The sequence below is a fragment of the Sinomicrobium soli genome (assembly GCF_003285545.1).
Classification (GTDB): domain Bacteria; phylum Bacteroidota; class Bacteroidia; order Flavobacteriales; family Flavobacteriaceae; genus Sinomicrobium.
The window spans coordinates 159839-173780 of sequence record NZ_QLNV01000006.1; the positions used below are offsets into that span (position 1 = coordinate 159839).

Sequence of the window (13942 nt, forward strand, 5' to 3'; positions counted from 1 at the left end):
AAAACCAAAAGAGTATAGTACCTTTTTTAAGGTGAGTTGTTCTGTATATAAAGAATACCGAACAATGAACGACGTTTTTCATATTGCACTGCTTGTCATAAAAAGGAAATTCGGGGTCCTGACTGTGAAGGAGAGATCGTGCCTGGAACAATTCGAAGGGAAATATCCTTTTGTAAAGACCCTCCGTCCGGAAAAGCTGGAAGAGCGGATGGCCCAATACGGGGAAATCGACAGGGAGGCTGCATGGGATACCGTACTGGAAAAATTTGAAAACCGCAAGTCACCCCCTCCGGCGCCGTCTGCCGGCCGGCGGTGGTTTAAATATGCCGTGGCCGCATCGCTGATCTTACTCATTCCGCTTTCCTATATGTTTTACCGGGACAGACCCGGGGAGGAACCAGCCGTATCTCAGGCCATGACCGCAATAGAAAAAGGTACGGACAAGGCGGTGCTGACCCTGGAAGACGGCTCGGAGGTCGTCCTGGGGGCGGAAACCACCTATAAGGCGAAAAACACACACAGTGACGGAAAACAGATCATTTATAATCCGGAGGGTCCGGGAACTTCCGAAATACGTTACAATTATCTCACGGTGCCCAGGGGAGGGCAGTTCTTTATACAGCTGTCCGACAGCACTAAAGTGTGGCTGAATTCGGAATCCCGGTTGAAATATCCCGTGACGTTTATCGACGGGAAACCGCGTACCGTCGAACTCCTGTACGGAGAGGCCTATTTTGAAGTGTCTCCGGCTACACGGCACAAGGGTGCCCGTTTTAAGGTACATACGCAGGTACAGGAAGTGGAAGTACTGGGAACGGAGTTTAATATAAAGGCTTATCGTGACGAATCCCGTATATACACTACCCTGGTGGAAGGAAAAGTTACGGTAAATGCCGAAGGGACCTCACGGGTACTGGCCCCCAGCCAGCGGCTGGACCTGGACCTGGAAAACAGCCGGATGAACATTGTCGATGTGGATGCCTATAACGAAATATCCTGGAAAAAGGGAGTTTTCAGTTTTAAGGGCATGTCGTTGCAGGAAATTGCGAAAGTGCTGTCCAGGTGGTACGATACGGAAATAGAATTTTCCGATCCCGGCCTGGAAAAGGTCAGGTTCAACGGTGTCCTGAGCAAGGACCAGGACCTGGAAGAGATATTAAAGATCATACAAAACACAAATTTTATCCATGCCTATGAAATAAAAAACAGGAAAGTCATTATCAGGTAACAGAAGAAGGGAAACAAAGCCACAACCTCTCACAGTAGTACTTTATTCCCCTTTTGAAATTATTGATCAATTAAAATTAACCAATTCACAAAATTATGAAAGTTAAACCAACCGCAGGGTTTTTCCGCATAGGAAAAACGCTTCTGCTTTGTATTATGAAAACACTAGTGTCCCATAAAAATCAGATAATTAATATTCAGGTCGATTGGACTTATAAATGTATTTGATTTTAAGTGGTTTGCAAAATAGGAATTTTGAATTTTGGCAAATAATCATCAAAGAAAAATTTAAGTCCGTTTACTTTTAAAATATGTATATTGTATTTATAATCAGTAATATATGTGTCGTGTTTCAAGTTTTAACAGGACAATAGTGTTATGAAAACATTTGTATTTCTGTTCTTTACCACAGTATTCGGTTTTTCTCCCGGAAATATCCTTTCCCAGAATGCCAGAATAGTCATTGATACCGACAGGACCGTTACTGTCGATGAGATATTCGACATGATCAGGAACCAGACGGAATACAGGTTTATTTACCAGGAAGACCTGTTTAAGGACAGCCCGGAAATTTTTCTTAAAAAGGGGACCATCCGGGCAAATGAACTTTTAAAACAGGCTTTTTCCGTCCGTGATTTCGAATTTACGCTTTCAGGCCGGAATGTCGTTGTGATACGGCAAAAAACGAATAATCCTCCACCGCTGTTGCAATCTCCTGTCCGGGGGACGGTGACCGATGAGAACGGCGCCCCGCTTCCCGGGGTCACGATCCTGCTTAAGGGCACCGACATGGGAACGGTGACGGATTTTGACGGTAATTACGAAATATCGGCTCCTGACGACGGTATTCTCGTGTTCAGCTATATGGGGTTTACCACCAGGGAGATCCCTGCAGAAGGGCAGGCACAGCTTGATGTTGTTTTACAGGAGGATATTTCCAGACTGGAAGAAGTGGTGGTTATCGGATATGGTAAAATGAAAAAGAAAGATTTGACAGGTGCAGTAATACAGGTAAAACCGGATGACCTGGCCAATCAAAATCCGCAAACAGTTCAGGATGTATTGCGTGGCGTCCCGGGCCTGAAAGTCGGATATTCTGCAGATGCAAAAGGAGGAGGTTCTTTACAGGTTCGCGGACAAACGTCGGTATATTCGGAAGGAAATCATAATTCCCCTCTTATTATTCTTGACGGGATGCAGTTTTACGGAGAGCTTTCGGAGATCAACCCTGATGATATTGAACAGATCGATATTCTGAAAGATGCCTCGGCAACGGCAGTATATGGATCAAAAGCTGCTTCCGGGGTCATCATCTTAACGACCAAGAAAGGTAAAAAAGGTAAACCTGTGATCAATGTTAATTCGAATATAGCCATCAATACCAGAAGTGCCTACAGGGATTTATACGGTCCGGAAGATTATATAAAATACAGGGAAGCCTGGGAAACGGCCAAAACCTATGGTTATAACGAATCAACAGGTCAGTATGAGGCGTGGGTTGCCGACCATGTAGGACAGGTAGGGTATTTTTCAGACCCGCAGAAACTCGATCAGTATGGAATTACCCAGGATCAGTGGTTAGCTTATCAACCATCTTCGGAAACCGAAGGAAGAAGCCTGATGGAGGTCTGGGGACAACGTTTGGGTTTATACGAAGGGACGATTCTGGACAACTTTATCGCAGGTAAGACACACGACTGGTATGATAGTACTTTCAGAACCGGTATAAACAAGGACCTTAACATAAGTGTTTCCGGTGCGGGAGATAAAGTGAATTATTATATGTCACTTGGTTATCTCGATACGGAAGGAGCTGTTGTGGGGAATGATTATTCAACAGTTCGTGCCAATATGAAAATTAACAGTCAAATTACCGATTGGCTGGAAGTCGGAGCAAATGTGAATTTCCAGGACCGCACAGACGGTGATATAAGCGTGGGGACAGGCACCAATTACTGGGATGCAAATATGCTGAGGAATAGTCCTTATGCTAATTTTACGGATGAAAATAGGGATTACGTAAGACAGCCCATGGGAGAAGAAATCGGCGGATACAATTATTACTATGACCGTCAGTTTATGGATATGGAGAGAGGGTATACCGTACTGAACACCATTTTTAATGCAAAGGTCACCTTGCCCTGGGGGATTACTTATTCTTTTAATGTTTCCCCTCGTTATCAGTTTTACCACAATCGCTATTTTCAATCGGCAAATCACGAAGGCTGGAGTGCTTCGGATATAGGAGTGGATAGAGACCATAGCAAGAATTTTGACTGGAACCTGAACAACAATATCACATGGGATTATACTTTTAATGACAGGCATCATATTATTGCAACTTTTGTTCAGGAAGCCGAGGAACGGAGATACTGGTCCGATTATATTGCTGCGCGTAATATTCAGCCTTCTGATGCATTGGGCTTTCACAATACTTCTAACGCTACGCTTGATAACAGCAGTTTTTCAACTACTGATACTCATCAGACTGCCGATGCATTAATGGGGAGGCTGTTTTATTCCTATGATGATCGTTACATGATTACCGGGACTATTCGCCGTGATGGTTATTCCGCATTCGGGGCATCAAACCCGTATGCCACTTTCCCCTCCGTGGCCCTGGGATGGAATTTTACCAATGAAAACTGGTTTGGATGGGATGCCATGAATACGGGTAAATTACGTCTTTCCTGGGGGAAAAATGGTAACCGATCGCTTGCCGACCCCTATGTATCTATAGCAAATCTTGGTTCTGGTACGGGTGCGACTATGGGATATATTGATGCTTCGGGAGATATTGTCGATGTGAAGTATCTGGGGATTGACCGGATGGCAAATCCGTTTTTGCAATGGGAGAAAACTACTTCCGTAAATATAGGTCTCGATTACGGTTTCCTGGATAATCGTATTTATGGCTCCATAGAGATGTATGACATGATCACGCACGATATGATTATGGGTCAGCGTTTGCCTGCTTTTACAGGGTTCGGGTCTATTACTACCAATCTCGGAGAGGTAGAAAACAAGGGAATTGAAGTAAGTATTAGTTCGATAAACATGCAGAGGCCGAACTTTGAGTGGAGAACAAGTTTTGCTTTTTCATACAATAAGAACCGGATCAATGCACTCTACGGAGACATGGAGGACATTCTCGATGCCGATGGCAATGTAATCGGGCAGCGGGAGGCTGATGATATCACTAACGGATGGTTTATAGGAGAACCCATTTCTGCGATCTGGGCACATAAGGTGACCGGGATCTGGCAAAAAGATGAGTGGGAGGAAGCAGCCCGATACGGACAGCGCCCGGGAGACCCCAAAATAGCCAATTATTACACCGGTGATGATGAAGCCGACGGAACACCGGTATATAACGATAATGACAAAGTATTTATGGGACAAACAGATCCTCCTGTAAACTGGTCTCTTCGCAATGAATTCACACTTTTCAAAAACTGGGAGGTAGCAGTAAATATGTATTCCTATATGGGACACAAATCACTTGATGGAAACTATTTGAATAATTTCAATTCGGGTAGTCTGTATACCTATAATTACAACCCGTTTATAAACCCGTATTGGACCATTGATAATCCGACCAATGATTGGGCCCGTCTGGATGCAGTAGCACCTGCAGGAGCAGGTGCTACCAGGTTGTACAACCGAAATTTTATTCGTCTGGATAATGTCTCGGTAGCGTATACCCTGCCTGAGGAACTTACCCGAAAATGGAATCTTCAAAGGGTTAAAATTTCGGCTTCTGTCCGGAATGTTGCCACCTGGGCCGCCGATTGGAAGTATTTCGGTGACCCCGAAACAGGCGGTCTGGCTACACGCATGTTTAATTTTGGTCTTAACCTGACCCTTTAATTTTAAAATACATCACCATGAAAAAGGTATATAAAAATAGCGTTTTAAGGTTAATACCTGTAATAGGAGCCTTAATACTCACTTCCTGTTCAAAGGACTTTCTCGATCCCGATCCCCTGTCGTTTTATGAGCCGTCAGCCACATTTACCACAGAATCAGGATTACAGGCAACCATTGCCATGGCAGACAGGTCGTTACGAGGATTCTATACTCATTATGACCTGGCCTTCAACAGTGTTCCGATAGGTACTGAATATGTCTTTTCGGATATGGCAAAATACGGGAAAACGGATGCCAGCACCACGGCTGCAGATTACGCTAATACGATTGTTCCTACGGGAGATTTTGCAACAGGAGCAAATGACGGGATATATCTGGGCTATTATTGGGACGAAGGATATAATGGTATAAAATATGCCAATACGGTACTGACCTATATTGATAATGTGGAAGATCTGGGTGAGGATGTCAAGAATATATACAAGGGTCAGGCCTATTTTCACAGGGCTTACAGATATCTTAATCTGGTCTATCAGTTTGGAGATATCCCTTTGATCACTAAGATTCTTGAGATACCAAAGCAAAATTACAGTTCTACCAGAAAGGAAGCTATCATAAAAATGATTACAGCCGACATGGAAAAGGCGGTAGAATGGGTGCCGGAACAATCGGGTTTAAGTTATTATGGCCTGGTCAATAAAGGAGCTTGCCGGCAATTGCTGATAAAATGTTATCTGGCATCCGGCCGGTTTGCCGAAGCTGAGGAACAAGCGAACCTGCTGATTAACGGATCAGGATATTCTTTAGTGCAGAATCCTTTTGGTACTTTTGACCAGGGAGGGAACCCGGAAACATGGGAAATAACACGAAACGTAATCTGGGATTTACACAGACCCGAGAATAAGGCCACTCCGGCCAATACAGAAGCTATAATGATCTTACCCAACGGGGGAGCCCAGTCTTTTATCGGGTTTAATACTATGCGTATTTTTGGTCCGTTCTGGAATTCCGGAAATATCAAAACACCCACTGACGGAAAAAGGGGGGCAAATCGTTATACGCTAAATAATGCCGAATATGATTCTGAATATGATTATACAAGAGCATTTGGGCGTGGTATTGCAACCATTAGTGCCTCCTATTATTCTCAGGAGACTATGTGGGTCGTGAACGGAATTGAGGACAATCAGGATTTAAGACATAACAGTGAAGTGGGAAACTGGGTGAATATGGAAGATTTCAGATACAGTGATCCATCTTCTGCAGATTATGACACCTACTTTCAAATGTATAGTGATGCCGGAAATTTGCTGGCCACAGATACCATTCGAGATTGGTTTGATTTCCCGTTGTATAAAATTTTTCTGCACGATGTTGTAAGTGAGGATAATCCGAATTCAAGTGATTTTGTGGGCGCCACAACGGGAAGCACAGCCCATTGGTATTTATACCGTCTGGCAGAAACCTATCTGTTACGTGCAGAAGCGAGATTTTATCAGGGAAATGTTGCGGGAGCCACCCAAGATGTTAATATTGTCAGGGAAAGGGCCGGAGCATCTCAAATGTATAATACGGTTACTATCGGGGATATTTGTGCAGAAAGGGGAAGAGAGCTTTATCTGGAAGAATGGAGAAATGTGGAATTGACGCGGATTTCCCATTGCCTGGCGATGAGTGGAAAACCTGATGAGTGGGGGAATATATACGATATCAATACATGGGACCAACAATCCGGGACCGATGAAAGCGGAGGAAGTTATTGGTATCAGCGTATAGTACATTATTCGCTTTACAATAAGCATTCTTCCGGAATTGTGGTTCCCAATGGTACCAAATATTATACTATGGACAAACGCAACGTCTATTGGCCTATACCCAACAGTGCCATTACAGCCAATACCAACGGGCAGTTAAGCCAGAATTATGGGTATGATGGTTACGATCCTGGCATCATGGTTTGGGATAACTGGGAAGACGCCGTAGCCGATGAAGATAATATTGATTAATAAAGAAGAGGTTGTCGAAAGGCAACCTTTCTCTTTGTAATTGTTTAATAAATTATTCTTTATCTTCATAAGGTCACAATAAAAGAATGTAATTATGAGATTTATGCTATTGCTCCTTACACTGGCCCTGGCCTGTACATCCGTTATTTATGCACAGGACGATACCGGGTATCAACGTATTTACCTGTCGGGCAGGGATGCCGCAACCCCGGTCGAATGGGATTTTAAGGTCTCTGATGGAAGGAAATCGGGGAAGTGGAGCAGGATACCGGTCCCGTCTAATTGGGAACTTCACGGTTTCGGGACCTACAATTATGGTCACGATCACGGAAATGACGAACGGGTACTGGGCAAGGAAACAGGATTTTACAAATACAGGTTCAGGGTGCCCGATGAGTGGAAGGGCAAGACTGTTAACATTGTTTTTGCCGGGTCAATGACAGATACGGAGGTAAAGATCAATGGCCGGCAGGCGGGCCCGGTGCACCAGGGAGCATTTTATGAATTTAAATACGATATCAGCAGTCTGCTGGAGTTCGGAAAGAAAAACCTTCTCGAGGTAAAAGTAGCGAAACATTCGGAAAATGCCTCTGTAAACAGGGCTGAAAGACAGGCCGATTTCTGGATATTCGGCGGTATTTTCAGGCCGGTTTACCTGGAAATACTGCCTGAAGCCCATTTTTCACGGATCGCTGTCGATGCCCGGGCATCCGGGAAATTCAGGGCTCTGTTGGAATTGAGCAAACCTGTGGAATCTGCCGAAGTAAGGGTCAGGATCACGGATCGGGATACAGGCGGGCAGGTGAAGGAGTTTACCGCTCCTCTTGACGCTGCGGCATCGGTTATTGAGGAACATGTGGAGCATACGGTAAGCTGGAACCCGGAAAACCCCAGACTCTACGATGCGGAGTTTACGCTTCTTGCAAATGGTAAACCGGTGTATACAAAAGTGGAGCATATAGGATTCAGAACGGTAGCGCTTCGGGAAAACGACGGGTTTTATGTCAATGGTACCAGGGTGGTGTTCAAAGGAGTGAACAGGCATTCGTTTTACCCTACTACCGGGAGAGCCCTTAGTGAGGCCAATCACCTGGAAGACATTCGCCTTATCAAGGAAATGAACATGAATGCGGTGAGAATGAGCCATTATCCTCCGGACGAACGTTTTCTGGAACTGTGCGATTCATTAGGGCTTTTTGTCCTGGATGAAGTGACGGGCTGGCAGGACGGATACGATACCATTGCAGGCCCGAAACTGATCAGGGAAACCATCCTGAAAGACGAAAACCATCCATCGGTAGTGATCTGGGACCACGGTAATGAGGGAGGTTGGACTTTCGCCAATGAAAAATGGTTCCACCGCTGGGATATACAGAAGCGGCCGGTAATCTATCCCTGGCTCAACAGGAACGGGGTAGATACGTTTCACTATCCTGTTTACAAGGCCGGGATAAACCGCCTATCGAACGGGCAGGATGTTTTTATGCCCACAGAAATGATTCATGGCCTATACGACGGGGGGCACGGGGCCGGTCTGGACGATTTCTGGACAGATTATATGAAAAATCCCCGTGCGGCAGGAGGATTCTTATGGGCCTTTGCCGATGAAGCAGTGGTACGGACAGACCGGTCGGATAGCCTGGATGCCGATGGCAATCACGGTCCTGACGGGATTGTGGGACCTTTCCGGGAGAAAGAGGGCAGCTTTTATACCATCAGGGATATCTGGTCTCCGGTGAAGATAAAACCGTTGGTGGTCAACTCCCTTTTCGACGGGCAACTGATCCTCGGGAACGATTATCTCTATACCGATCTCGAAGGTATGGAACTGAACTGGAAACTGAAGGCTGTGAATGATTGGGAAGAACATATTATGCAGTCCGGAGATATCGTGCTCAAGAGTACGCTGCCGGGCGAGAGTTCCCGCATTGAGCTGAACCTGCCGGAAGATTTTGCCCGGGCAGACTGGCTGGAGGTCCAGGTTACCGATCATCATGGCAGGGTAGTAAATACCTGGTCCTGGCCCGTACATACTCCATTTGCATTCGCAGAAAGGAATATTACGGCTCCCGCCCCGGAAGAGCGGCCGGAAATGGGAACGGAGGGAGACAAGCTGGTATTCCGGACCGGGGAGGTCAAGGTGTATTTTGACAAGAATAATTATGTACTCGAAAAAGCAGAGCATGCGGGCTGGGTCTTTCCGCTTTCCGGTCCTGTCTTTATGAAAAACCTCCGCCTGGAAAAGGTGAATATCCGGGAAGACGAAGCAGGAAACCACGTGATAGCGCTGAATTATGACGGGTATCCGGATTCCGTGACATGGACATTATTTAAAAACGGGATTGTCAAACTGGAGGCTGCAGCCTTTCGCGGCAGAACGGACGGAAAAGATTATATAGGGATTCATTTTGATTTTCCGGAAGAACAGGTCAGGGGCATTAAATGGTTCGGAAACGGTCCGTACCGGGTATGGCAAAACCGTTTGCGGGGTGCCAGGTTCGGGTTCTGGCAAAAGGATTACAACAACACCATTACAGGCTATAGTACGAAAGGAAAACTGGAATATCCGGAATTCAAAGGATATCATGCCGGACTGTATGCTTACCGGCTGAGTACCCAAAAGGGAGACTTCAGTGTATACACGGAAACCTCCGGGCTGTTTTTCCGTCTCTTTACCCCGGATGAATCGCCGTATATCACCGATGGTTTAAAGGTTTCCTTTCCTCCGGGAGACCTGTCCTTTCTCCAGAAAATCCCCCCCATCGGCACTAAATTCCACGCCGCGGAATTTATGGGCCCCGAATCCGGTAACCCCCGGAATGTAGGCCATTGGGGAGACCGGCTTGAAGGGATAACGCTGTATTTCGATTTCAGATAGTATAAGCAGGAAGTCATCGGGCCGCCCAAACGAAACAGTTCCTTCAGGAACCGGAAGAAATCCCATGAGTACGCATCCGCTCATGGGATTTTGCGTTGATGATACGGCGTCCATCGTGTGCGGGACGACCATTGCCGGTTGTAACAGGAAGTTGCCGGTGACATATATCATGTTTTTTGTTCTTGGGGCTGCTTACCTTTATTCATGCGGAACCAGTACGGGAATACATTTTTTTTTGACCAAAAAGCGGTTATAGGGAGGATATTAAAATAAAATTATGTAAGTTACTTATCCATAAATGTTTTGCGGGTTTGCTGCAGGCAAAAAAACAACACCGATGAAAAAAATACTCTTGCCCACGGATTTTTCGGATAATTCCTGGAATGCCATTGTATATGCCTTAAAAATGTTTGCAGATGAGGAATGTGAATTTTATATGCTGCATACTCAGGTACCCGGTTTTTATGAAGCAGATTATCAGGGCGTGATAGACAAGACCTCGTCTGAATTACAAGCAACACTGGACCGGGTTCAACAGGAGCATCACAATAAAAAGCATAAATTTTATCTGCATTCGGCTATCGCCGCACTCACTGATGAGATCGGAAATATTGTCAGGGACAGGGAAATAGAAATGATCATTATGGGTACCAGGGGGGCCACGGGGGCCAAACGTATTTTGTTCGGGAGCAATACGGTCAGGGTAATGCGAAAAGCCGCCGTTCCGGTACTGGCCATTCCCGACCGGTATGCATATACGAAAACGGAAAGGATATTGTTTCCCACGGATTACCTGGGATCTTTCGGAAAGGACGAATTGCAACCCCTGGTGAACATGGCGAAAAAGTTCGGGGCGGGAATTACGGTTCTTCATGTGGAAGAAGACCCGGAACTGATGGAAAATGAGCGGGAAAACAAGGAAAAACTAAGTGGTCTTTTATCGGGGACCGATATGGAATTTACGGTGGTCAGGGATACGGACATACCTGCGGCCATACAGGATTATTTACACCGGCATCATTATGATATGTTGGCCATGATGCACAGAAAACACTCCTTCCTGGGGAGGCTGTTGCTGAAGCAGAAAATCGAGGATATCGGGTTTAACCTGGAAATACCTTTCCTGGTACTGCAGGGAACTCCGCCGGAATAGGGGTTATTCCTGCCATATGTCGCGTGCAGGTATACGACCCCGGAGCAGTCGTTCTTAAATATATAACCCGGTCAGGGATCAGGGATACAAAAGTTTAATTCAAAATTGAGGTCTTATGAAAAATATCGGTATCTGGATGGACAGGAAAGAAGCGCACATCGTCATTCTGGAAAATGATGATGAAAAAATGGAAACGGTGGTCTCAAAGATAGAAGACTACAGGCCGGTTGGAGGATCGCGGTCCAAAACGAGGTGGGGCCCCCAGGACGTGGTTCAGGACAGCAAGTATACGGAAAGGAGAAAGCACCAGATGAAAAAGTATTTCGAAGACCTGGCGGCCAGGATCGGTGATGCAGGGGCCATAGCCATTTACGGGCCGGCAGCTGTCGGGCAAAAATTCGGGGAATACCTGGAAAAAAATCACAGGCTTCTGAGAGGGAGGGTAAGATGCATAGAAAAGGCAGACAGTATGACGGAAAACCAGGTCAGGGCATTGATCCGTGATTTTTTTACTTCCATCGATCGTGACTGATACAATGATTAAAAAGAGGAATGACAACAAATACCCGGGCGGAATGATGAATGATGATTCCCCGTTTACGATTATAAAAGCCTCGGGTGAGCAGGCTGCCTTTTCCTATGGAAAACTCCGCGCCTCCCTGAAACATACCGGAGCGGGAGACCCGCTTATAGAACAGATCATCCGGACCGTGCGCAACGAACTTTACCCCGGTATTTCCACCAGGGAAATATACAACCGGGCTTTTGCGATGCTCCGGAAAGATACGCCCGTCTTTGCCTCCAGATATAAGCTCAAAAAGGCGATCTTCGAACTGGGACCTACAGGCTTTCCTTTTGAAAAGTTTGTGGGGAGTGTATTGCAATATTCGGGCTATGAGAAGGAAACGGGAAAGGTGGTTCCGGGAACCTGTGTAGACCATGAGATAGATGTATTTGCAAGGAAAAACGGAATAATAACTCTTGTGGAGTGTAAATTTCACAGTGAACAGGGGAGGAAATGCGATGTCAAAATACCTTTGTATATCCATTCCAGGTTCCTGGATATAAGCAGTGCATGGAAGAAAAACTACGGGAATAATCTGTCGGAACCCTGGGTGGTGACCAATACCCGGTTTACCTCCGATGCCCGGAAATACGGTAGGTGTGCCGGACTTTACCTGTTGAGCTGGGACCATCCCGAAGGAGACAGCCTGAAGGAAAGGATAGACCGGCTCGGGCTGCATCCCGTAACGTCTTCTACGCTGATGACAAAGCGGGAAAAACAATTTTTACTGGATAAAGGTATCGTGCTTTGCCGGGATTTATGCGAAGAACCCTTTATGCTCGACCATATTGGTGTCTCCGAAAAAAGGAAGACCAGAATACTTGAGGAGATAGGCCAGTTATGCAGTTCAGAAAATTATCTACGTGAAAAAAAAGGTTAAAATATATTTTCTCGGAGCCTCCGGGACGGTTACGGGTTCTAAATTCCTGATAGAGACTCCGTACCAGAAGGTTCTGATCGACTGCGGGTTATTCCAGGGAGCAAAAGAATGGCGGGAACAGAACTGGAAAGACATGGCCTTTGATGTGACAGCACTGGATGTTGTACTTTTAACTCATGGTCATCTGGATCACGTAGGATATTTGCCCAGGCTGGTAAAACAGGGGTTTGAAGGAAAGATATACGGGACAGCGCCTACACTGGCCATCGCCGGGATCGTATTAAGGGACAGTGCCAAAATACAGGAAGAAGATGCCGAACGCGCCAATAAGGAAGGGTTTTCCCGGCATCATCCGGCCCTGCCGTTATACACCGGAGACGATGTGGACCAAACCTTGCAGTATACAGAAGCACTGCCCCGCGACCGGTGGACGTCCCTGTCGGCAGATATTTCTTTCCGTTTCCGGTATAACGGACATATTCTGGGGGCGGTGTTTATCGAAATGGATATTTATGGCAAGCGGTTTGTATTTTCCGGAGATATCGGCAGGCCGGGAGACCCGCTTTTATTCGATCCCGTGAAACCGGAACGGGCGGAATATTTGTTTGTGGAATCTACATACGGTGACAGAATCCATCCCGGGGAAGATGTTCAGGAGGTATTGGCACAGCTGATCAGGGAAGCCATACATAAAAGGGGAAACCTGATTATTCCCAGCTTTGCAGTTGAAAGGGCGCAGGTGCTGATATACCTCTTGTGGAAGATGTATAAAAAAAACAGGATACCACATATCCCGGTATTTATAGACAGCCCTATGGGAGAGCAGGTGTTACAGGTCTTTTCAGATTATCCGGACTGGCAGAAGGTAAAACAGGAGGAATTCAGGGCGGCGTTGAACCATGTAGAGATCGTCGCTTCGTACAGGGAAACCTGGAATGTAATAGACAATGCACAGCCCAAAATAGTTATCGCCGGAAGCGGTATGGTATCCGGGGGCAGGGTGCTTACCTATTTGAGTCAGTTGATAGATGAGGAAAATACAACCGTACTTCTGGTCGGTTTTCAGGCCGAAGGTACCCGGGGAAGAGATTTAAAGGAAGGGGCAGGGGAGATTAAGTTTTTCGGGAAATATTATCCGGTGCGCGCCAGAATAGAATGCCTGGATTCTCTTTCCGCCCACGCAGACCAGAGAGAATTACTGGACTGGCTTTCTGAAATCAGGGGTGTCCCGGAAAAGGTCTTCCTGATCCACGGAGAACCGGAAAGCGCCCGTATTTTCGGAGAAAAGATTAAAGAGAGGTATTCCTGGGATAACTGTATTCCGGAATACAACGGTAGTATAACCTTATGGCTTTAATAACTT

8 protein-coding genes are annotated in these 13942 nt (G+C 46.1%); all 8 read left to right on the forward strand.

Features of this window, described 5'->3' with window-relative positions; translation table 11 throughout:
- Window positions 1–64 precede the first annotated feature (64 nt).
- Complete coding sequence (locus tag DN748_RS09585; RefSeq protein ID WP_112371571.1) at window positions 65–1228, forward strand: FecR domain-containing protein; 1164 nt, start codon at window positions 65–67, stop codon at window positions 1226–1228.
- A 377-nt stretch (window positions 1229–1605) separates the two neighbouring features.
- Complete coding sequence (locus DN748_RS09590; protein WP_236636827.1) at window positions 1606–5097, forward strand: SusC/RagA family TonB-linked outer membrane protein; 3492 nt, start codon at window positions 1606–1608, stop codon at window positions 5095–5097.
- Between the two features lie 17 nt (window positions 5098–5114).
- A complete protein-coding gene (locus DN748_RS09595) occupies window positions 5115–7103 on the forward strand; it encodes a RagB/SusD family nutrient uptake outer membrane protein (RefSeq protein WP_112371572.1) in 1989 nt (662 codons plus the stop codon).
- 94 nt (window positions 7104–7197) lie between these two features.
- Complete coding sequence (locus tag DN748_RS09600) at window positions 7198–9981, forward strand: glycoside hydrolase family 2 TIM barrel-domain containing protein (protein WP_201741458.1); 2784 nt, start codon at window positions 7198–7200, stop codon at window positions 9979–9981.
- Window positions 9982–10318: 337 nt separating this feature from the next.
- A complete protein-coding gene (locus tag DN748_RS09605) occupies window positions 10319–11134 on the forward strand; it encodes a universal stress protein (protein WP_161554527.1) in 816 nt (271 codons plus the stop codon).
- A gap of 115 nt (window positions 11135–11249) precedes the next feature.
- Entirely contained in the window at window positions 11250–11666 is a 417-nt protein-coding gene (locus DN748_RS09610) for a hypothetical protein (protein WP_112371575.1), read from the forward strand.
- Between the two features lie 43 nt (window positions 11667–11709).
- Complete coding sequence (locus DN748_RS09615) at window positions 11710–12579, forward strand: restriction endonuclease (RefSeq protein ID WP_112371576.1); 870 nt, start codon at window positions 11710–11712, stop codon at window positions 12577–12579.
- Window positions 12563–13936, forward strand: coding sequence for an MBL fold metallo-hydrolase RNA specificity domain-containing protein (locus tag DN748_RS09620; RefSeq protein WP_112371577.1), 1374 nt, complete (start codon window positions 12563–12565; stop codon window positions 13934–13936). Before DN748_RS09615 ends, DN748_RS09620 begins: the two co-directional genes overlap by 17 nt.
- Window positions 13937–13942: the final 6 nt, after the last annotated feature.

Coding starts and splice junctions, on each gene's coding strand:
- DN748_RS09605 (WP_161554527.1), top strand. CDS start 10,319: ATGAAAAAAATACTCTTGCCCACGGATTTTTCGGATAATTCCTGGAAT.
- DN748_RS09585 (WP_112371571.1), top strand. CDS start 65: ATGAACGACGTTTTTCATATTGCACTGCTTGTCATAAAAAGGAAATTC.
- DN748_RS09595 (WP_112371572.1), top strand. CDS start 5,115: ATGAAAAAGGTATATAAAAATAGCGTTTTAAGGTTAATACCTGTAATA.
- DN748_RS09590 (WP_236636827.1), top strand. CDS start 1,606: ATGAAAACATTTGTATTTCTGTTCTTTACCACAGTATTCGGTTTTTCT.
- DN748_RS09600 (WP_201741458.1), top strand. CDS start 7,198: ATGAGATTTATGCTATTGCTCCTTACACTGGCCCTGGCCTGTACATCC.
- DN748_RS09615 (WP_112371576.1), top strand. CDS start 11,710: ATGATGAATGATGATTCCCCGTTTACGATTATAAAAGCCTCGGGTGAG.
- DN748_RS09610 (WP_112371575.1), top strand. CDS start 11,250: ATGAAAAATATCGGTATCTGGATGGACAGGAAAGAAGCGCACATCGTC.